Raw genomic sequence first — 20,757 nt, 5'->3', positions numbered from 1 at the left:
TCTCTGAGGAAAGGAACCCTCGGCGTACTTTATTTCATCATCGATTTCATGTTCTCAACATACACACTCATTATATCGGTAGCACAAGCGGGTGTCAACGCGGCCTCGTTGATGTTTTAACCCTGTTATTTAGTCGGTCCTTCGTTTGATGTAATAGGCGAAAAAGTGTTGCACAATCACCTTCAGCACGGCAAAAACAGGTACTGCCAGAATTAAACCTACAATGCCTGCCAGTTCACCTCCGACGAGCAGTGCAAATATAATCGACAGTGGATGCAGATGCAACGTACGTCCCACCACCTGAGGAGAAATAACGTTACTCTCCAACACCTGGCACAGTGTGTTCACAATGACAACAAGTAGCACCATTTTAAACGATACGGTTGATGCCATGACCACAGCAGGAGCAGCTCCAAGGAACGGCCCCAGATAGGGCACGATGTTAAACACAGCTACAATGCTTGCAAGCAGCAGGGCATACGGCATATCAATGATGATATAACCAATGTAGGCAAAGATACCAACAATGACACAGACAATAAACTGTCCCCGAATGTAGTTCCCCAGTGCAGTATCGATCTCTTTCATCACCGAGACAATCGCTTTACGACGTGAACGCGGAAGATACGCCACAATGGTGCGCTCAAACACCTCAAAGTCTTTTAACATATAAAAGATCAGAAATGGCACGATAAACACATTAAATAACACATTAATGGTCGCCCCGATATTGTCCATGAGCACGGTAATTCCCTGAGTTAGTCGATCCTCCATCTGAAAAAACCAACTGTTCATGCCTGTTCGCACACTTGGCGGCATTAATTTGTGATCCATATTGTTCATCAGGCTCTGTGCACGCATGGATAGCTCCGGCATATGCTCGTTGAGTTCCCCCAGCTGTTCAATCAATACCGGAATGACATTCATCAGAATGACACCGAGGCAGGTCAGGAAAAAGGCATATATGAGTAGAACCGCAATTGTACGCGGCACCTTGCGCCCTCCCAGCATGCTGACAATCGGATTAAGTACATAGGATATGATAAGGGCTACGATAAAGGGTGCCAGCACTGTTTTCAGGAACGCATATATGTGAAGCAGTAAAGGCCGCAGCAGCCAAATAAAATATAAAATGATCAATCCGAGCAGCAGCCAGATCGCGTAACGGAACAGCTTGTTTTTGGTTAATTGCTCCACTTGCATCTCTCCTTTTGGACTGGCTCTGAGAGTCAGTATATGTAGGAAAGGTAATATTTATTAACACAGCGCAGAAGTGGAAAGGAGCAATCCGAACATTTTTTCTTAAACCCGAAAAAACGCCTCCTTCATCAGAGAAGGAAGCGCATTTTGCAGTATAGGTTAGCATATAATCAACCATACACCAGCCGAACCACTATGTAACCGCATCTATATACATCTGCCAACAATTAACGACAGCCTCCCATGACAGACATTGTCATGAAACCGCATATAGAGGAAGTTATTCTGCTTATTAAGAAGAAGCGTGAAGATGAGGGAAGTCTTGTGGCAGCTCGTCCCCGAAAAACAGATCATCCAGGGAACTCAGCGTACCGTCTTCTTCCACCTGATATACAGACATTTTCTCACCGTTCACCGTTAATTCGATAAAGCATCCCCAGCAATAAAACTGGTGGGAACCAATTTTCCCGATATCTTTGGAACTACAGTTTGGACATTTCATATTCATTCACCTATCCATTAACAGAATGAATGGCATTTTCCAAGCGTTGTTCACTCAGAGACGGCACCATAATGGCACTTTCCCCGATGGACATATCGCTTGTACATGGCAGCCATTTGCGGCCCTCGATCAGATCGGACACAAAACCGTCCGTAATTTCAATCCCTATTATTGTATTTCCCAACTCTTGGTCAAAATAAACATCGGAGACACGCCCGAGCAGCAAACCTTCTTCGGTGAGCACGGACATCTCCTTCAATTTAGACCGACCGAGGAGGTACGTGTATTTTATGTCGTCGGCTCCCGTCTTGCGGACAGCCTGTTGATTACGGATCATGACGGCATCTTCGCCGTAGGCAACGATATCTTGCCACTGCACGATTTTGACATGATTGGTAAACAGACCTTTGTTCTCAAGCTCAATGCCTTCGATCTCCCAATCATCATTCACAATGAAATCCTGGATTTTACCGACCTGCTTCCCGTCCTCAACATCAAAAACGGCAAGTCCGATCATTTCCTGAAGCTTCATCGCTGGGTCCCCCTCATCTTCTTATCATTAAATAGGCGCGGCGCTATTGCTAGGTATGCCCAAAGTTGATGAGTGGCAATCAGACGCCGATCATCAAAACCGCTTCTATCCAACCGATGAAATGGAACTTCTTCCCTCCTTCTGTTCCATGTGTAAAGTTCCCCTTAGGGTCTATTACGCAGTCGTCCAAGAATGGTTCCAATTTTTTCGGCGGTTATCATGATTTCTTCCGTAGTATTACCCAATCCCCAGCTAAATCGAATCGCAGAGTGTAAAAATGTTTCAGGCAATTTCATCGCTTTGAGCACATGAGAGACTTCAAGTGAACCGGAAGTGCAGGCAGAACCGCTTGCAACAGCAATCCCTTCCATATCCAGATTCATTAACATCGTCTCTGTGGACACTTCCGGAAAGCTGATATTCAGGATGTTTGGCAGCGTATGCTCCAGGTGTCCATTCACGTGAAAGTGCTCCGTTCCCACATGAATTTCAAGCTGTTCCAACAAAAGTTTACGCAATTCCAAATCATGCTGGCGATGCGCCTCCGTCTGTGCTGATGCAATCTTGAGCGCCTCTGCAAATCCGGTAATTCCTGCGATATTTTCCGTACCAGCGCGACGCTGACGTTCTTGCAACCCACCGTGAGCTCTTGCTTCCAGCACAATTCCTCGCCGTACATAGAGTGCACCCACACCCTGAGGCCCGTTGATTTTATGCGCAGAGAAGCTGATCAGATCCACAGGCATATCCTTACAGGAAATATTCTGGCTGCCCAGAGCCTGAACTGCATCGGTATGGAAAAGGATATTATGCTGACGGGCAAGCTCACCCACCTCGCGGATCGGCTGAATCGTGCCTACTTCATTGTTGGCATACATCATGGTAATTAACACCGTATCCGGTCGAATGGCCTCTCGCAACTCATCCAGATTTATTCGTCCATATTGATCAACAGATAGATAGGTTACTTCATAACCTTGCCGCTCCAATTCCTGACACGTATGCAAGACAGCATGGTGCTCAATTGCGGTCGTAATGACGTGTTTCCCCTCATCCTGCCTGGATGCCACTGCTCCAAAGATTGCCAGATTGTCGCTCTCCGTGCCACCTCCGGTGAATACCAATTCGTCCGGGAAACAGCCCAAAGACGCCGCAATGACATCCCTTGCTCCGCTGACAGTCCGTTTGGCCTCACGCCCAAAGGCATGGATACTTGATGCATTGCCAAATTGTCCTGTCATGACGTTCATCATCGCTTCTGCGACTTGTGGATGCATAGGTGTCGATGCGGCGTGATCCAAATAAATTCGTTTCATTTATCTTCACCCCGTTATATGTTAAATTTCTATCTCATGGCAAACTATTAAAATTGGAAATTGAAACGGATGCTCTATTGTCACATCTTCGTGTATAATGTTATATATCCATTTCAAAAAGGAGAGAGAGACATGAGTGATCCCATTCTCGGGCAGATTCTGAATCAGCTTCAACAAATGGACAAACGATTCGACAGTATTGATGGACATCTAGGAAAAATAGACCACCGGCTTGATACTATGGAAGAGAGGCTCGGTGCCGTAGAGAGCAGACTCGACACTGTTGATCGCACACTTAATGTTATTGACGACAAGCTCGATAAGGTAGATGGCAGATTGGACACCATCGAGGAACAAACTAAAAACATTCCGCTTCTTCAACAAGCTGTTCTGGAAACACTAACCGTTACGAAACGTCTTGACGCTTCCCACTCTGTCTCTGAACGCAAAGTAACTACCGAATTAAATACCCATCAGCACAGCATTGATATTTTGAATCGCCGTCAGTTACGCATGGAAGCTGATATAGAAACCTTAAAAAGTCGCTGATTTACAAGTGATCCAGTTAAGTTCACACTTGACCATCTTGTTAATCCCGCGGCTGAATACATAGCCCTGCTCAATTAAAATGATCTGTAGAAATTGAAGAACAAAGTACCCATTGGCATATCTAAAGCCCCCAAGTTGGGGGCTTTATTGTGTCTTCTGTGATGCGAATTAATGATCTTAAATGTAAAACATGTAGCTATCTTTTTTGTCCTGATCCTGGAAGGTAATCAGGTCTTTCAGTGTTGTGGAATCCAATACTTCCGCAATCCCGTCACGAATACGCAACCACAGATCACGTTTCGCCGGATCATCTTCCTCCGTGAAGTCTACTGGAGAGATTGGCCCTTCCAGTACACGGATTACATCGCCTGCAGTCACGGTTGCAGGATCACCCGCAAGGATATAACCGCCGTAAGCACCTCTAATGCTTTTCACCAGTCCTGCATTACGCAGTGGAGCAATCAGTTGCTCCAAGTAATGCTCCGAGAGCTGGTTGCGCTCAGCAATGCTTTTAAGTGATGTAGGGCCTTCGCCTATTCTGGCAGCAAGCTCCATCATGATTGTGAGGCCGTAACGGCCTTTTGTCGATATTTTCAAAGGAGTCACCTCTTTCAATTTTCAGAAACGATTGGAAACTTTATATTTAATCCTATGGTCCATGACCGTCTGTTTCACGATCTGTCCACAGCGGAGATGCATTGAGATTAGCATAAACCTTCTAATCCTCCGTATTCCGATCATAACCCTCAGCTAATGTTAACATATCTGCATGCTTTATGGAAAAGAAAGATTGACGATATTCCAAAATGTGCACCTGTGGTGGACACTATCCAAAATTGGCCGGGTGTATCGTATCTTGAGTCCGGTTATGCTAGAATAAGAAACGAAACACATTTATATATAGAAATGGTGATAACGATGTCCAAAACAATTGAAAATACACGGGTCGTCGTTGGCATGTCCGGAGGTGTCGATTCTTCCGTTACCGCACTGCTGCTGAAAGAGCAGGGGTACGATGTCATCGGCATTTTCATGAAAAACTGGGATGACACCGACGAGTTCGGCCACTGTACCGCTGAAGAAGATTCAGAGGATGTACGCCGCGTATGTGAACAGATCGGCATTCCTTACTACACTGTCAACTTCGAGAAAGAATATTTTGATAAAGTATTTACCTATTTCCTTGATGAATATAAGTCGGGTCGCACACCAAATCCGGATGTCATGTGTAATCGTGAGATCAAATTTGGTGAATTCCTGAACAAAGCTCTGGATCTCGGCGCAGATTATGTAGCTACAGGACACTATGCTCGTCTGATTGAAGAAGATGGCACTCTCAAGTTGCTTCGTGGTGTGGACAACAATAAGGATCAAACGTATTTCCTTAACGCACTCAATCAGAACCAGCTGTCCAAAGCCATGTTCCCGATTGGTCATCTGCCCAAACCGGAAGTACGCAAAATCGCAGAAACGGCTGGTTTGTATACTGCCAAGAAAAAAGACAGCACAGGTGTCTGCTTCATCGGTGAGCGTAATTTCAAAGAGTTCCTGAGTAACTATCTGCCTGCCAAAGGTGGAGACATGGTTGATATCGCAACCGGTGAAGTCAAAGGTCGCCACGACGGTCTGATGTACTACACACTTGGACAGCGCCAAGGTCTTGGCATTGGTGGTTCCGGCAATGGTGAACCCTGGTTTGTTGCAGACAAGAACCTGGAGAAGAATCAACTGCTTGTTGTTCAGGGCGATGCCCATGCAAGCCTGTACTCCACTGGTCTTACCGCAACGGGTGTGAACTGGATTGCTGGTGCAGAGCACATGCCTAATGTGCCATACCGTTGTACTGCCAAATTCCGCTATCGTCAGCCGGATCAAGGTGTAACATTGACCTGGCAGGAAGATGGAAGTGTGGATGTACAATTTGACCAGCAGCAAAAAGCCATCACGCCAGGACAAGCCGTTGTTTTCTACGACGGAGAGGTCTGCCTGGGTGGGGGTACGATCGATCAGGTGCAAAAAGTACCTGTACCCGCAATGCAATAATAGAGCTTGTCCATTAAAATGCGGATTATACACAATACCGTGTATCCCTATAAAAAAAGCCGTCTTTCATGTATACCATGAAGGATGGCTTTTTTCCTGCTTATTTTTGCAAAAAAATAAAAAATAGTTCGTTATGCAGTCAACCAGACTCCTGCCCAGGCGGCCAACACCCCAACTAGAACCGAACTTACAACGTAGAGCGCCGCGCTTGCGTATCGTTGTCGACCCATAAGTCCTAACGTCTCATAACCAAAGGTAGAGAACGTGGTGTACGCACCGCAAAATCCGGTTCCCCACATCACCCAGATTCCATCTGAGATCATTGCAGATTCATGCCACCCATATAACAACCCAAGCAACAATGAACCACTGATGTTGATGATCCATGTTCCCCATGGAAAAGCCGTTCCCAGCAAGCCAGAGACCCATTTTCCCAGACTGTAACGCAGTACCGCACCCAGCACACCTGCAAAACCAATCCACAGGATCATGAGGCATCACCCTCTTGTCTTTGTGCTCCCAACATACGATGTCCAAGGCTCATTCCCAGCGCACAGAGCAACAATCCTGCCAACAGACTCACGATCATATAAATAGCGGCACTGATCCATTCGCCCCCTTCGGATAAACGAACAATATCCAGTGTAAACGTGGAAAATGTCGTAAATACGCCAGTAAAACCTGTACCAATCGCCAGTCGTAGTTGTGGTGTTATTTTGCCTGGAACAGCTATGGTAAAGAACCAACCCAAAAAAAGGCTGCCCATCGCATTGATTAACAGCACTGCCCATGGGAACCCCCCATGGACAGTTGGTATCCCTAACTGTATAGCATATCGGGTTAATGTACCGAGAAATCCACCCGCCCCTATATACAAAAGCTCTTTCATGTTTTGTACATCTCCCGAATGATCTGTCTGATCTTATAGATCTCTGCGCCGCTGTTGGTTCAGCCTGATCTTCGATTCGTTACCCTGCTCCGTTGCCTCATAGAATACTCTCCGTGAGAGCTGCTTTGGCAAATATTCTTGTTTCACGTAATGCCCCGGATAGTTGTGTGGATATTGATAACCCTCATGTCCAAGCTTCACGGCACCCGAGTAATGCGTATCTCGCAAGTGAAGCGGAACTTCTGCCGATTTCACCTCATCAATCGCGTTCATGGCTTTGGAAATGGCGGTGTACACCGCATTTGATTTTGGACTTTCGACCGCGAACAGAATCGCTTGTGCAATGTTCAGCTTGGCTTCGGGCCAGCCGTTATTTCGGTACGCATCAAGTGCTCCAATCGCCTGAGTCATGGCTTGCGGGTTCGCAAGTCCAATATCTTCACTGCTCGCTGCAATCAGACGCCGAATGAAGGTCATCGGGTCCATGCCGAGCTTCTCCACCGCGTATAGAAACCAAAACAACGCCGCATCACTGGAACCCCGAATACTCTTGTGAAATGCAGACAGCACATCATACTGTGTGGATTCATCTGCCTTCACAATGGGACGCCGAATAGACTCTTCAGCTACACCAAGCGTAATATGAATGGACCCATCCTTCTCCGGTGGCGTGGTCAACGCAGCCAGTTCAAGCGCATTAAGCGCACGCCGAATATCTCCGTTGGCCATCGTGGCAATATGCTCTAGCGCCTCATCGTCCGCCTGTAGTTCCATGAACCCCAGACCTTTGTCCACATCACTCAATGCTCTGCGCATTGCAATTAGGGAATGATCCTTGTTCAGCGATTCCAGCTGGAACAGGGTGGAGCGACTCATCAAGGCTCCATTGACATAATGAAAGGGATTCTCTGTTGTTGCGCCGATAAAAATAATCGTACCCTTCTCTACCGCTGGCAATAGCGCATCCTGACGTGAACTGTTAAACCGATGTACCTCGTCGAGGAACAAAATGGTTTTTGTTCCATACAGCTGTTTGTTCGTTTGGGCCTGTTCGATAACTTCACGCACATCCTTGACGGAAGCTTCCACTGCATTCAGACGTACGAACTGTCCTTGCGTTTGCTGGGAAATAATATGTGCCAAGGTTGTCTTGCCACATCCCGGAGGGCCGTATAACAAGATGGACGAAATCTGATCAGCCTCGATGGCGCGCCGGAGTAATTTCCCTGGTCCAATAATATGTTCCTGTCCAATATATTCATCCAGATGCTCTGGCCGCAAGCGGTCCGCGAGCAGTCTAGCTTGTGGTTTTGAGTCCTGTTGAAACGAAAATAAATCCATTGCTCATCACTTCCTTAACGGATTGCCTTGCCTTGATTACAATTATACTTCTGATGGTTCTCCACTCTCTATCATATCATACTCTCGCGGTAACATAGCCATAAATGCATGAAGCGCACTGCTGACAAAGGTATCCTTGCGAGTAATAAAATGAGTCATCATGCGATTCATACCTACGGGGAGTGTATGCGTGCGCAATAATCCATTTTTGATCTGATGCCTAATCACAATCTCTGGTAATAAGGAAATTCCCATACCGGACGTAACTCCACTAATAATCGCTTCAAGGGTTCCGAATTCCATAATTACTGGACGGGTAACACCACCCACCTCTAACCATTCCTCCAAAACCTGACGATAGGAACACCCCATGCTGTAGACAAGAATAGGTTTACTCTTAAGATCTTCATCCGTAGGACCCATACCAGAATAGACAACAAATAGTTCCTCATCAAATACGGGAATAGAAACGATATCAGGATGATCACAGGGACAGCCTATAAATGCTCCCTCCAATTCATACCCAATAACCTGATCCATAAGCATCTGCGAATTGCCAGTAACCAGTGACAAGGAGACATCTGGATACTGTTTGTAATATCTGACGAAAAGTTCAGGTAGCCGCACGGCCGCTGAGGTTTGTGTAGAACCTATTCGCATTGGACCCGATGGTGTGCTCGTCGCCCGAAGCGCCTTGGAAGCATCATTCAGCAAGCCAATAATTTTATCTGCATAGGTCAGCAGCATCTCTCCGGCTGGAGATAACGTCATGCCTCGGTTATGACGAATGAACAACGTTGTACCTACTTCTGCTTCCAGATGCCGAATTCGTGCCGTTACGTTGGATTGAACATACCCCAGTTTAGAGGCAGCTTTGGTCAGATTCCCTTCCTGTGCAACACACTGAAATATTCTAAGATCCCCGCTCTCCATGGTCCCTCCACTCTGACATCATTCAAAATGATATCCGCTTCATTACCAATCATTATACTTCATGTGTAAACCGGACTACAATTCATGTAGATCCCAAACCAGTCATCTGACTGGATGATGATAAGGAGTGTTCAGCATGACATACTGGAAAAATAGAGTTGCTCTGATCACAGGTACCCGAAGCATAAAACCCTTAAAGTATACCATCTTGATCATTTTGACAACGTTAATCATGGGCACTTCTTTTCCAGTTGGCAAGATCGGCATGTTATATGCCCCACCTTTCCTGCTCATGGGCATACGTTATATACTGGCAGGTGGCTTGATGGCCTTGTTCCTTCGTAAACGTCCTTTGCCTACTGGATGGCAGTCTTGGTTGAAAATAATCCTTATTGGCCTGTTCCAATCCGCAGGAGTGATGGGCTGCGCCTACTACAGCATGAACTGGATTACATCCGGTGAATCCGCCATTATTACGTTTACCAATCCGCTACTGGTCATTATCCTCAGTGCTCTCTTATATAGAGTGACCTACCGTTTCAGTCAGTGGATCGGTGTTATACTCGGTTTCATCGGAATTATGTTAACTTTTGGATGGCAGATGAGCTTTAGCCCCGGAACCTGGATTGGATTTGGTGGAGCGATCTCCTTTGCCGTGTCCACATTGCTCATCAAACGCTGGGGCAATGGTTACGATACTTTTGTCTTAACAGCCTATCAGATGCTCGCGGGAGGTGCTGCGCTTCTTCTACTGAGCTTATGGACTGAACAGCCTCACTTTATGGTCAATACCACCTCGGTTATGGCGCTGCTCTGGTTAACGCTTGTTTGCTCCATTATTCAGTTTTCACTCTGGTTTTATCTGCTTCAGAATAGTGACCCAGCCCAAACCAGTTCGTATCTGTTTCTGGCACCGTTCTTTGGTGTATTATCGAGTTGGATTTTACTAGGAGAACACGTTCAGTGGTTTGCATTGGCGGGCGGTTTATTTATTGGTGTTGGTATATTCCTGGTGAACCGTCGCTCATCCAGAATGAGAAATAGCGTAACATAACTTGAACTTCTTCATCGTTCTTCCTTGGAAAATTAATCATTTCTCGCACAAAAGCAAAAAAGGCATGCGCTTATGGGACTTTCCCATGAACGTCATGCCTTTTGTTGTATAAAGAAACTTTATCTAACCAAGCTCTGGCCAACCCTGAATGGTTACGGACTCGCCGTCGGGATTATGTGTTGCAGCCGCGTATTCTGGCAAATCACCCTCGTGGAACAACCACAATTCGTGCAAGGCCCGTGTACAACCAACGTACAACAGCTTTGCATCACCTGCATTTGGCAAATAATGCTTCTGATCTACGTCTGCCACAATAACGGCATCAAACTCCAACCCTTTGGACAGATAGACAGGCAAAACGGAGTGTCCACCCGTATACTGCTTTTTTCCACCATCGATCAGGTTTAGATCCCAGCCTGCGGCCTGAAGGTCACGGTGAAGCACCTCTGCTTCATGGAGTGTACGGGTCAGGATGGAGACTGTTCGGTAGTCTTTGACCGTTAACACCTTCAAAGCCTGCTCCAGACTCGCCGTCCGCCCTTCGTCTCCATAAGCTAATGTACGAACTGGATCACCACTACGGAAAACAGGGATCGCCGTAATCCCGCTCTTGACGCCACTTTCCAGGATCGTATTTGCGTAGTCGATAATTTCCATCGTCGAACGATAACTTCGGGTCAATGCAAAGTATGCATTCTGTTCCTCAGGAAATAAAGAACTCATCTCTTCCCACGCATGAACACCACGGTACTCATGAATGCCTTGGGACAAGTCACCCAGTATGGTGAAGGAATGCCCTTTGACGAACTGATCCAATAACGCCACATGAAAAGGAGAAAAGTCCTGCGCTTCATCAATCACGACATGATCAAACCGCTCCGAACCCTCAATATCATGGACCATTGTATGAATGTATACTAATGCAGGTAAATCCTCTTCACGGACGATATCCTGCTTCAGATCTGCTGCCGTTTGTTTCATGACTAGTTTTGGAATAAGCCCACTGAGCGAGGCTGGCACAGAGCCGCCCTTTGTAGCTTTGAACAACTGTTTGTATAACGTAAGCGGCTCGTATTGAGGCCATTTTTTGGCATAAGCTTTCTCACGAGTAGACGCTTTTTTCTTGCGTTCTTTGCGCACAGCTTCTGGCATCGGTTTCTTAAGTTCCATCTCAATCCAGCGGTGAACCCGCGCCATGACCCGTTCTTTGCGTTTGGCTAGTGGATAATGCTTGTATTCCTCACCGAACCAGTTTTCGATCTCCGTCTTGCTAAGCACCTTGCCATCCCATGGACTGAAGTCCATATCCGGCACGGATTCTTCTTCCATGCCCGACAGCCACTCACGAATAAGCTCCATGAAACGGATGGATCCTTTGTAACGCCCAGGTACATCATCATTCAATTCAGGACGCGCATCTGGTGTTTCGAACCAGGTGTTCAATGTCTCCGACGTATCCGCCAAAGGCATCTCCAGCCCCAGCAGGTTCATCGCCCAATCCGGGAATGTCCGCTGTTGAATGTCCCCTACTCCAAGTTCCGGAAGCACATCCGAGATATAATCCAAGAACATGTGGTTGGGTGCAAAAATAACCATTTTCTCCGCAGATACCTGCTCCTTGTACTGATATAGCAAAAAGGCAAGCCGATGCAGGGCAACCGTTGTTTTCCCGGATCCCGCTACACCCTGAATGATCAGTGCGGTGTTTCTCGCCGCACGAATGATTAGATCCTGCTCCGCCTGAATCGTCGATACGATATCACGCAGTTTGTTATCCTTGTTCTCTCCCAGACGATAAACGAGGAATTCATCAGATACCGCTGGCTGGTCGCTGTCACGGTTATATGTATCCGCCACACGTTCCAATATCCGCTGCCGAATGACAACGTTTCGTTTCAGATATACGAGACCTTCAATAAGCCCTTCCGGGGCTTCATACGTAGCGGAGGCTTCCCCTCCCGTAAATGAGTAAAACAGGCTTGCGACAGGAGCACGCCAGTCGATGACGAGCGGATGCTCTCCCACCTCTTCGCGGTCTACGCCAATTTTGCCAATATACAGCGGTTTCCGTGCACCACTGCCCTGTTCTTCGAAATCCAAGCGTCCGAAATAGGGTTGCTGCGCGCTCTTGGACAAGGCGGTGCGGCGCTCTTCGCGTCCAGCTTCCAGCACTTGTTCTGTGAAGTCGTGGCCGGTGTATACCGGAATGTTCTGCAGTCGTTCCAGCTGACTATCCACTTCCTCCATCGTTCGCTCTAACCTGTACTCTTCTTCTTGATAGGCACTTTGAAAGCTGTCTGACATGTTTCAGTTACCTCCTAAGAATATGTTTTGCTCTGCATCGCCAATCACTGACGACGCAAAAGGATACCCACTATATCATATTGATGTGTAAAAAGCTACAGCAGCCTGGTGATCTCATTAAAGAAAACCGTTGCTCACGCTCGTACTGAACGAATGAACAACGGTCTTAAGTTGAACTATATTTGAATCTTATCTTTTGAAATAGTAGTCAATTTATTTCTGATTTCAACCTTGTCCTTCCTGTGCCACAAACTGTTTTTGAGCTAACTCACGGTATACCGGATGATTGCTAATTAATTCCGTATGCGTTCCTGTTCCGGTAACATGTCCATGCTCCAATACAACAATCTGATCGGAATCCACCACTGTGGACAATCGGTGCGCGATCACGATCGTAGTTCTTCCTTCCATCAGGTTGGACAAAGCCTGTTGTACTTCATACTCTGAGGTACTGTCCAGACTGGATGTCGCTTCATCCAACATAAGAATATCCGGACTGCGCAGTAAGGCACGAGCAATAGCAATCCGCTGACGTTGGCCCCCGGATAACTTGATTCCTCTCTCGCCCACTTCCGTGTCATAGCCCTGTGGCAGCTTGTCGATAAAGTCGGCAGAATAGGCCATCTCAGCAGCTCGCCTTATCTCATCCATCGTGGCCTCACGACCTAATCCGTACGTGATGTTGTCTTTGATCGTACCCGCCATAAGTGGACTTTCCTGAGATACATACCCAATCTTGCTGCGCCAGGAGGCCAAAGAATAATCTGTTATGGCTTGTCCCCCATATGAAATATGGCCTGAATCGGGCATATAAAACTGCTCCATCAAAGAGAACAGTGTTGATTTGCCGCTACCGCTTGGACCGACAATGGCTGTCACTTTTTGTGTAGGTACCGTCAAATTGATTCCGTGCAACACTTCCTCACCTGTAACATAGGAAAAATGTACATCATGGAATGCAATCGTCTCATTTCCTTTTGGCGCTACCTTAGTGCTGTCATGTGGCTCTTCCTCATCGGCAAGGATCGCTTGTATGCGCTCCGTTGCACCGACGACTTTTTGCAAACGGGAGTATAAGGTCGTGAATTGTCCCATTGGCATAATGACCTGGAACAACAGTAAAATGAACGCAACCAGTTCACCAGGCGACAACAGTCCAGACGCTACGCGCATTCCCCCCACACCCAGAATAACGACCAGTACGGCAGTCATGACAAATGTAAACAAAGGACCGATCAGAGCAAGAATGCGCGCTTCCTGCAAGCCAAAAGCAAACATTTTACGAATCCGGGAATCTCCTGCTTCCACTTCCTGTTTCTCCGTTCCGTAAGCTTTCACCAAGCGGATCTCGCCAATAACCTGACTGAGCACAGACGTAAGACCTGCCATCTCATCCTGCTGCTTCTTGGAGATCTTGTACATTTTCTTCCCGACCGGCAACAGAATCAACAGCGTAAGCGGCACCAGACTCAGAATAATGAGCGACATCACCCAATCCAAGTAAAATAGTAATGCCACGCCACCCACAACAGCAACGATGTTGGATACAAAGGAAACCAGATAATCCGCGATCAACGTCATGATCTGGCTTGTATCATTCGTAATCCGGCTCATCGTATCGCCTGTACGATTCCGATCGAAATATGGCATTCGCAGTGACAATACCTTGTTCCACAGCTTGGTGCGAAGTGTTGCGACCACGCGTTGTCCGGCGTAATTTAACATATAAATGCTAATACCCGAGGCAATTGCCTGAATCACAAATGCCCCAAGCAATAACAAAATAACAGATTTGTTCAATGCCGAAGTGGTTAATCCATCAATCAGACCTTTGGTCATCAATGGCACGATCAGTCCGGCTGTAGTTTGAATCAGGGTTAAGATGAGGGCCAGAATCAAGATCAGTTTTGGCGGGTTCGTGGAGGCGATAAGCTTGACGAAATCCTTAAATCCCTTTTTTCCTACCTTCGGTTCATTCTGCCCTGCTTGTTGCTGCTCTTCCATTCCCGTTCCTCCCGTTCTCCATCTGCTCACCAGAGATCATACGTATGAACTTACATGACGTTGCCTTTTGTTATTACAAAACTCCATGCAACACAAAGTTGGCTAAAAAGAGGATGGAAATGCCATACATGACCACAGGCACCTGTTTACCTTGACCTGCTGCCAGCTTCGCTAATGGATAGGCAATAAATCCAAACGCCATACCGTCCACGATGCTATATGTAAATGGAATCATGACCATGATCAGAAATGCTGGAAATGCCTCTGTGAAGTCACCAAAATCCATATCTTTCACACCTTGTACCATCAGGCCACCAATAATGATCAAAATGGGCGCAATTGCACTGTCCGGAATGTAACCGAGGAGCGGGATGAAGAAAAAAGTAGCTCCGAATAACACGGCTGTAACGAGCGGAGTCAAACCTGTGCGACCGCCTGCCGCAATTCCGGCTGTAGTCTCGGCTGCAGCAACCGGAGGACTACTTCCGAATATACCTGCCAGCACGGTGCTAATGGATAGAGCACGCAGACTACCTTTGAACCGCTCTGGACGACCAATCATCTGTGTCTGAGCCGTAATTAATCCGATATTTTCGAACACCACAATTAGCAGTAGCAAAAATACCGCGATCCAGAATGCGACATCAGCCAGTTTCATCAAAGATAATTCGCCAAACAAGCCGCCGTATTGACGCAGCGCATCCATCGCTGATACGGACTCACCCGGGTTCACTGCACCAAGTACATAGGCAAGGCTTGTCCCGACCAGAATACTGATCAGAAGTCCACCCTGTACGTTACGTATAAATAAAATCAAGGCAAGCACCAGCGTAACGCAGGCTGTAATGACATTGGGATCATTGAAATGCCCAATCGCAACAAACGTGGTCTGATGTGCGATAACGATTCCACTTTTTTGCAAACCGATAAATGTCAGAAACAAACCAATCCCGACCGTAATGCCATGCTGCAGATTTTTCGGGATTGCTTCGCTGATCATTTTGTATAGTGACGTAAACGCAACAATGGCAAACAGTACACCTGTAACGGTTACAACGGCCAGCGCTTCTTGCCAGCTTAATTTCATGGAATGTACAAGTGTATACGTAAAAAATGCATTAATCCCCATTCCGGGTACTACGATAATCGGTGATTTTCCGCCAAATGCCATGAGCAAACATCCTGCAATGGACGTCAGCAGTGTTCCAACCATAGCTGCCTGCAAAGGCATCCCGGCATCGGAAAGAATTGTAGCATTGACCATAACGATATAGACCACGGCAAAATAGGAAATGGCTCCCGCCACAACTTCCTTCTTCCACTGGTCTCCTGGCTCCATGCCAAGACGTCTGGTCATCCATCCGTGTTTCATTTCGTTCTATTCCCCTCTCTCTATATAGGCTGAATAACTGAGTATTTACACTCCACCACTACGCGGACAGAACAACCTTCCGATCGCTGTTATCCCCAGATTTTTTGTTTAAATTTTTTAAATGTACGAATCCGGTGATAAAGGCGAACGCTCTGCTTCTTCAGGTTTCTTCTGTCCTCTTCGTTCTTGTGTAAATCTTATTCAGCTTATATGGCCGCAAATTCTTTATGTATGTATCATCATTTCGCGCAGCAGTGAATATCATACACGGTTTTGACTTTGAAGTACATGACGTAACTCTGGCATTTATCTAAGGATACAGTTCGGCTATCATAGACGATTGACGTCCCATCCGCTCCTCTCTTGCGAAGTATGATCACACAAAAAAGCGCAGATGCCTTATCGGCATCCACGCTTCTTCAGTTGGCAGCAAGTTACTGCTGCTTGTTCTCTGCAATCTCTAACAAATCCTTAATCGCAACACTGACCATGATCAGTCCAGCTACCGGAGGCACAAATGAGTTACTCGCAGGCGGTTGTTTAGCCTTGCGAATTTCCGGAGCATTCTCGGGAACGATTTTTTGTGTTACGTCCTCACGCGGTTTCATCGGCTTTTCAGTCGAGAAGACCACTTTCACACCTTTTTTGATGCCGTCTTTACGAAGTGTCGTACGCACAACACGGGCAATCGGGTCCATGGTCGTTTTCGAAATATCTGCAACCTGGAATTTCGTAGGGTCCATTTTATTCGCCGCACCCATGCTGGAAATCATCGGAATTTTACGTTTGAGGCACTCTTTAATGAGGTGGATTTTGTAGATAATCGTGTCGGATGCATCCAGCACATAATCCAGTTCATATTTGAACAATTCCTCATAGGTTTCTTCCGTGTAAAACATATTCAGGGCAATCGCATCACATTCCGGATTGATCAGTTTCACACGTTCCACCATCAGATCCGCTTTTTTCTGCCCTACTGTCGTGGTCAGCGCATGAATCTGGCGGTTAATGTTGGTGATGTCCACGACGTCTTTATCAATCAGGATGATGCGCCCAACGCCGCTACGGGCAAGAGCTTCTACAGCAATACCACCTACGCCGCCAATACCAAGCACAGCGACTGTACTATTCTTCAACGTATCCAGACCTTCCGGTCCGATCGCAAGTTCTGTTCTTGAAAATTGATGGAGCATTGAGAATCGATGCCTCCTTTATTTCTTTTCCGCTACCGGTTTACGGGCTACGCGGATATGCAGTTGTTCCAATTGTGAGTCATCCACTTCGGATGGTGCATTCATGAGCAGATCCGTTGCACTTGCCGTTTTCGGGAAGGCAATCGTTTCACGCAGATTTGTGCGGCCCGCCAGCAACATCACGAGGCGGTCCAGACCAAAGGCAATACCACCATGCGGTGGAGTTCCATATTCGAAAGCTTCCAACAGATAGCCGAATTTCTCATTCGCTACTTCTGTAGAAAGTCCAAGGGCTGCAAACATTTTCTCCTGAACATCACGTTTGTAGATACGCATTGAACCGCCACCTACTTCATAACCATTGAGAACAAGGTCATAGGCTTGAGCACGGATTGCACCCGGATCAGTGTCGAACAGATGTACATCTTCGTCTTTTGGACGTGTGAAGGGATGGTGTTCTGCCACATAACGTTTCGCATCTTCATCATATCCGAGGAGTGGGAAGTCCACAACCCAAGCAAATTTGAATTTGCTGTCATCGATCAGTCCAAGTTGACGGCCGATTTTCAGACGCAATGCGCCCAGAACGTCAGCAACCACTTTTTTAGTGTCTGCGGAGAAGAGCAACAAGTCGCCATCTTCAGCACCAGTACGTTCTTTGACAGCTTCGATTTCTTCAGGCGTGAAGAACTTCACGATTGGCCCTTTGAACTCGCCGTCTTTCACTTGAATCCAAGCCAGACCTTTCGCACCGTAACGTGCAGCAAATGGTCCGAGATCATCGATCTCTTTACGACTCCATGTGCCACAGCCTTTAGCGTTCAGCACTTTCACTTCTCCACCTTTTTCGATGACAGAAGCAAATACTTTTACACCACTGTTCGCTACGATATCGTTCATTTCAACCAGTTCCATACCGAAGCGCAGATCTGGTTTGTCTGAACCGTATTTGCCCATTGCATCTGCGTACGTAATACGTTGGAAAGGTAGTTCCAGCTCAATACCTTTCGTTTCACGCAGCAATTTGGCCATCAGTTCTTCCATCATTGGCAGCAGGTCATCCTGTTGCAAGAAGGACGTTTCGATGTCGACTTGAGTGAATTCTGGTTGACGGTCTGCACGCAGATCCTCATCCCGGAAACAACGAGCGATCTGATAATAACGCTCAACGCCACCCACCATCAGCAATTGTTTGTAGATTTGTGGGGATTGTGGCAAGGCGAAGAATTCACCTTCATGCACACGGCTCGGTACGAGATAATCACGCGCACCTTCCGGGGAGCTCTTAGTCAGGATCGGTGTTTCCACTTCAACGAACTCTTCTCCATCCAGGTAGTCACGGAACACTTTGGATGCTTTGGAACGCAGTTTCAATGTTTCAAACATTTCCGGACGACGCAGGTCCAAGTAACGATATTTCAAACGAAGGGATTCATCAACTTCAACACCATCTTCAATGAAGAATGGAGGTGTTTTAGCTGCATTCAGCACTTCGATTTCTGTAATTTGAACTTCAATTTCGCCAGTAGGCAGGTTTTTATTAACTGTTTCAGCATCACGTTTAACAACTTTACCCGTTACAGCGATAACATACTCGCTACGTACGCGATCTGCGATTTGCAGAGCTTCACCGGAATAAGCCGGGTTAAAGACAACTTGTACAATCCCGCTGCGATCACGCAGGTCGATGAAGAGTACGCCCCCCAAGTCACGGCGGGTCTGAACCCAACCGTTCAATGTTACTGTTTCACCGATGTGTGCGGGTGTTAATGCGCCGCAATGATGACTTCTTTTCATAACCAAACTCCTCATTATGTGAATTTCCGTTCTGTATGGGCAGTTAGTGCCTGCTCTTCAACAGTCCGGTTACGTGTAGATCATGTATTCGAAAAGGCATGTTACCTCTGGCTCGCCAACTTCCGCTTAATTGGAAACGTCGGTGAACCTCAGTACTTTTGCCGGATCAATTGTTTTACTTGAATGTTTAAGATTTAATGTAACACCTCGTGCTTATTTACCTTCGCGAATTGCCTCTACCAGATCATCAAGCTTCACGGTTTGTTGCTCACCCGTATCCATCGACTTGAGGGCGATCTCACCACGCTCCAGCTCGTCATCACCAAGGATGGCAGTGTAGCGGGATTTGAAACGGTCAGCTGATTTCATCTGTGCTTTCATCTTGCGGCCCAGATAATCACGTTCCCCAGACAGTCCAGACTGACGAAGTTTGAACAACAGACGGTTCACTTCACGATCAGCAGCCTCTCCCAGAGCAACAAAGTATACATCCAGTGGAGCCAGCGTAGTAACCTCAATGTTTTGGTGCTCCAGAATCAGTTGAATACGCTCCAGACCAATACCGAAGCCGATGCCCGGCTGATCAGGTCCGCCAATATCTCCAACCAGACCATTGTACCGACCACCGCCGCCAACCGTATCTATTGCTCCAATACCTTGGGCTTTTAATTCAAAAGCAGTCAGCGTGTAATAATCCAAGCCCCGTACCAGACGATTGTTCACAGCATAATCCACACCGAAATCATCCAGGTATGCCTGCAGCTTGGCAAAGTGATTCAAAGACTCTTCATCCAGGCTATCCAGTATGGACGGTGCCCCAACGAATTTGTCCTGATCGACTTTACAGTCGAGTACACGCAGCGGATTACGCTCCATGCGGGACTGACAGTCCTTACACAGGCTGTCTTTCATCGGTCTGAGGAACCCAAGTAACGTCTCGCGGTATTCTGCACGGCTGGTTGAGTTACCAACGGAGTTGATCTCCACTTTGACATCCTTCAAGCCGAGCTCGACGCACAACTGGTAACCTAGTGCGATTACTTCGGCATCAATCGCAGGGTCCAGCGCACCGATGGCTTCTAAACCAAACTGGTGGAACTGACGCTGACGGCCTGCCTGGGGACGCTCGTACCGGAACATCGGACCGATGTAATAGAGCTTGCTCACATCCGGTTCGCCGTAGATTTTATTCTCCACATACGCACGGACAACACCTGCTGTTCCCTCCGGACGAAGAGTCATGCTGCGATTGCCTTTGTCATCAAAGGTATACATTTCTTTCTCAACGATATCGGTAGTCTCTCCTACACCGCGTACAAATAAAGAAGTCTGTTCGAAGATCGGTGTACGAATCTCACGGTAATTAAACCGTCGACACAGATCTCGTGCTTTTTCTTCTACGTACTGCCATTTCTCGACAACTCCAGGCAGTAAGTCCTGCGTTCCAGTCGGTTTTTGAAAAGCCATCTTGATCCCTCCAGCATTGATTTTTTTCTCTAAAAGTTAAAAAATTCTACACGTGATCACTGCGCGGGCAGAACAACCTTACAATCGCTGTTATCCCCAGATTTTTCGAATTAATTTTATAATGTGGAAATCCGGGGATAGCATATGCTTCCGATGCAGCTTTCTTTCAGAAAGCTTTTAGGCGAACGCTTCGCTTCTACAGCTTGGTTCTACAATCTCCGTTTTCGTGTATTTCTTTTAAATCAACTTATATAACAAAAA

Annotated in this window: 18 protein-coding genes; 3 read left to right on the top strand and 15 right to left on the bottom strand. The window is 46.9% G+C overall.

The features are described 5' to 3' along the window. Window positions 1-129: 129 nt before the first annotated feature. From MKY28_RS02660 to MKY28_RS02645, 4 genes are all read right to left on the bottom strand, one after another. Complete coding sequence (locus MKY28_RS02660) at window positions 130-1,197, bottom strand: AI-2E family transporter (protein WP_091027676.1); 1,068 nt, start codon at window positions 1,195-1,197, stop codon at window positions 130-132. A 295-nt stretch (window positions 1,198-1,492) separates the two neighbouring features. Then, window positions 1,493-1,702 (bottom strand): hypothetical protein, encoded by a 210-nt coding sequence (locus MKY28_RS02655; RefSeq protein WP_017686815.1) that lies wholly within the window; start codon window positions 1,700-1,702, stop codon window positions 1,493-1,495. Between the two features lie 10 nt (window positions 1,703-1,712). Next, a complete protein-coding gene (locus MKY28_RS02650; protein WP_017686814.1) occupies window positions 1,713-2,234 on the bottom strand; it encodes a PRC-barrel domain-containing protein in 522 nt (173 codons plus the stop codon). Window positions 2,235-2,398: 164 nt separating this feature from the next. Beyond that, entirely contained in the window at window positions 2,399-3,550 is a 1,152-nt protein-coding gene (locus MKY28_RS02645; protein ID WP_340934719.1) for a cysteine desulfurase family protein, read from the bottom strand. A gap of 132 nt (window positions 3,551-3,682) precedes the next feature. Here MKY28_RS02645 and MKY28_RS02640 point away from each other — a divergent pair, with 132 nt between their 5' ends. Then, window positions 3,683-4,099, top strand: a complete 417-nt coding sequence (locus MKY28_RS02640; protein ID WP_340934718.1) for a hypothetical protein — start codon at window positions 3,683-3,685, stop codon at window positions 4,097-4,099. 177 nt (window positions 4,100-4,276) lie between these two features. Here MKY28_RS02640 and cymR read toward each other — a convergent pair whose 3' ends face one another. Next, entirely contained in the window at window positions 4,277-4,696 is a 420-nt protein-coding gene (gene cymR, locus MKY28_RS02635; RefSeq protein WP_017686811.1) for a cysteine metabolism transcriptional regulator CymR, read from the bottom strand. A gap of 321 nt (window positions 4,697-5,017) precedes the next feature. Here cymR and mnmA point away from each other — a divergent pair, with 321 nt between their 5' ends. Next, entirely contained in the window at window positions 5,018-6,142 is a 1,125-nt protein-coding gene (gene mnmA / locus MKY28_RS02630) for a tRNA 2-thiouridine(34) synthase MnmA (RefSeq protein ID WP_340934717.1), read from the top strand. Between the two features lie 131 nt (window positions 6,143-6,273). Here mnmA and crcB read toward each other — a convergent pair whose 3' ends face one another. The 4 genes from crcB to MKY28_RS02610 are packed head-to-tail and all read right to left on the bottom strand — an operon-like array spanning window position 6,274 to window position 9,305. Beyond that, complete coding sequence (crcB, locus tag MKY28_RS02625; RefSeq protein ID WP_340934715.1) at window positions 6,274-6,633, bottom strand: fluoride efflux transporter CrcB; 360 nt, start codon at window positions 6,631-6,633, stop codon at window positions 6,274-6,276. Further along, window positions 6,630-7,031, bottom strand: a complete 402-nt coding sequence (locus MKY28_RS02620) for a FluC/FEX family fluoride channel (RefSeq protein WP_340934714.1) — start codon at window positions 7,029-7,031, stop codon at window positions 6,630-6,632. The genes crcB and MKY28_RS02620 overlap by 4 nt, the downstream gene beginning before the upstream one ends. 33 nt (window positions 7,032-7,064) lie before the next feature. Further along, complete coding sequence (locus MKY28_RS02615; protein ID WP_282320419.1) at window positions 7,065-8,372, bottom strand: replication-associated recombination protein A; 1,308 nt, start codon at window positions 8,370-8,372, stop codon at window positions 7,065-7,067. A 42-nt stretch (window positions 8,373-8,414) separates the two neighbouring features. After that, window positions 8,415-9,305 carry a LysR family transcriptional regulator gene (locus tag MKY28_RS02610; protein WP_076252950.1) on the bottom strand — a complete coding sequence of 297 codons (891 nt, stop codon included), beginning with the start codon at window positions 9,303-9,305 and terminating at the stop codon, window positions 8,415-8,417. 136 nt (window positions 9,306-9,441) lie between these two features. On the opposite strand from MKY28_RS02610, the gene MKY28_RS02605 reads away from it, so the two are divergent. After that, window positions 9,442-10,359, top strand: coding sequence for a DMT family transporter (locus MKY28_RS02605; protein WP_340934712.1), 918 nt, complete (start codon window positions 9,442-9,444; stop codon window positions 10,357-10,359). 123 nt (window positions 10,360-10,482) lie between these two features. Here MKY28_RS02605 and MKY28_RS02600 read toward each other — a convergent pair whose 3' ends face one another. The 6 genes from MKY28_RS02600 to hisS all read right to left on the bottom strand — a co-directional run bounded on the left by MKY28_RS02600 (window position 10,483) and on the right by hisS (window position 20,496). Continuing rightward, window positions 10,483-12,663: a HelD family protein gene (locus MKY28_RS02600; protein ID WP_340934711.1), complete on the bottom strand. Its 2,181-nt coding sequence runs from the start codon at window positions 12,661-12,663 to the stop codon at window positions 10,483-10,485. 225 nt (window positions 12,664-12,888) lie between these two features. After that, window positions 12,889-14,667: an ABC transporter ATP-binding protein gene (locus tag MKY28_RS02595; protein WP_340934709.1), complete on the bottom strand. Its 1,779-nt coding sequence runs from the start codon at window positions 14,665-14,667 to the stop codon at window positions 12,889-12,891. A 73-nt stretch (window positions 14,668-14,740) separates the two neighbouring features. Then, window positions 14,741-16,039, bottom strand: a complete 1,299-nt coding sequence (locus tag MKY28_RS02590) for an NCS2 family permease (RefSeq protein ID WP_340934708.1) — start codon at window positions 16,037-16,039, stop codon at window positions 14,741-14,743. Between the two features lie 434 nt (window positions 16,040-16,473). Continuing rightward, window positions 16,474-17,232: a tRNA threonylcarbamoyladenosine dehydratase gene (locus tag MKY28_RS02585; RefSeq protein ID WP_076320351.1), complete on the bottom strand. Its 759-nt coding sequence runs from the start codon at window positions 17,230-17,232 to the stop codon at window positions 16,474-16,476. An 18-nt stretch (window positions 17,233-17,250) separates the two neighbouring features. After that, on the bottom strand, window positions 17,251-19,029 hold the full coding sequence (aspS, locus tag MKY28_RS02580; RefSeq protein WP_036616911.1) for an aspartate--tRNA ligase: 1,779 nt from the start codon (window positions 19,027-19,029) through the stop codon (window positions 17,251-17,253). 213 nt (window positions 19,030-19,242) lie between these two features. Then, window positions 19,243-20,496 carry a histidine--tRNA ligase gene (hisS, locus tag MKY28_RS02575; RefSeq protein WP_340934707.1) on the bottom strand — a complete coding sequence of 418 codons (1,254 nt, stop codon included), beginning with the start codon at window positions 20,494-20,496 and terminating at the stop codon, window positions 19,243-19,245. Between the last annotated feature and the right edge of the window lie 261 nt (window positions 20,497-20,757).

The organism is Paenibacillus sp. FSL R5-0473 (assembly GCF_038004565.1).
Taxonomy (GTDB): domain Bacteria; phylum Bacillota; class Bacilli; order Paenibacillales; family Paenibacillaceae; genus Paenibacillus; species Paenibacillus amylolyticus.
This window is presented reverse-complemented; position numbering and strand designations above follow the sequence as displayed.

Bases quoted from the DNA above. Each gene is read 5' to 3' on its own strand.
- MKY28_RS02615 (WP_282320419.1), bottom strand. From the start codon at position 8,372: ATGGATTTATTTTCGTTTCAACAGGACTCAAAACCACAAGCTAGACTG.
- MKY28_RS02585 (WP_076320351.1), bottom strand. From the start codon at position 17,232: ATGCTCCATCAATTTTCAAGAACAGAACTTGCGATCGGACCGGAAGGT.
- MKY28_RS02610 (WP_076252950.1), bottom strand. From the start codon at position 9,305: ATGGAGAGCGGGGATCTTAGAATATTTCAGTGTGTTGCACAGGAAGGG.
- MKY28_RS02620 (WP_340934714.1), bottom strand. From the start codon at position 7,031: ATGAAAGAGCTTTTGTATATAGGGGCGGGTGGATTTCTCGGTACATTA.
- MKY28_RS02650 (WP_017686814.1), bottom strand. From the start codon at position 2,234: ATGAAGCTTCAGGAAATGATCGGACTTGCCGTTTTTGATGTTGAGGAC.
- MKY28_RS02645 (WP_340934719.1), bottom strand. From the start codon at position 3,550: ATGAAACGAATTTATTTGGATCACGCCGCATCGACACCTATGCATCCA.
- MKY28_RS02605 (WP_340934712.1), top strand. From the start codon at position 9,442: ATGACATACTGGAAAAATAGAGTTGCTCTGATCACAGGTACCCGAAGC.
- aspS (WP_036616911.1), bottom strand. From the start codon at position 19,029: ATGAAAAGAAGTCATCATTGCGGCGCATTAACACCCGCACACATCGGT.
- crcB (WP_340934715.1), bottom strand. From the start codon at position 6,633: ATGATCCTGTGGATTGGTTTTGCAGGTGTGCTGGGTGCGGTACTGCGT.
- MKY28_RS02655 (WP_017686815.1), bottom strand. From the start codon at position 1,702: ATGAAATGTCCAAACTGTAGTTCCAAAGATATCGGGAAAATTGGTTCC.
- mnmA (WP_340934717.1), top strand. From the start codon at position 5,018: ATGTCCAAAACAATTGAAAATACACGGGTCGTCGTTGGCATGTCCGGA.
- hisS (WP_340934707.1), bottom strand. From the start codon at position 20,496: ATGGCTTTTCAAAAACCGACTGGAACGCAGGACTTACTGCCTGGAGTT.
- MKY28_RS02600 (WP_340934711.1), bottom strand. From the start codon at position 12,663: ATGTCAGACAGCTTTCAAAGTGCCTATCAAGAAGAAGAGTACAGGTTA.
- MKY28_RS02640 (WP_340934718.1), top strand. From the start codon at position 3,683: ATGAGTGATCCCATTCTCGGGCAGATTCTGAATCAGCTTCAACAAATG.
- MKY28_RS02595 (WP_340934709.1), bottom strand. From the start codon at position 14,667: ATGGAAGAGCAGCAACAAGCAGGGCAGAATGAACCGAAGGTAGGAAAA.
- MKY28_RS02590 (WP_340934708.1), bottom strand. From the start codon at position 16,039: ATGAAACACGGATGGATGACCAGACGTCTTGGCATGGAGCCAGGAGAC.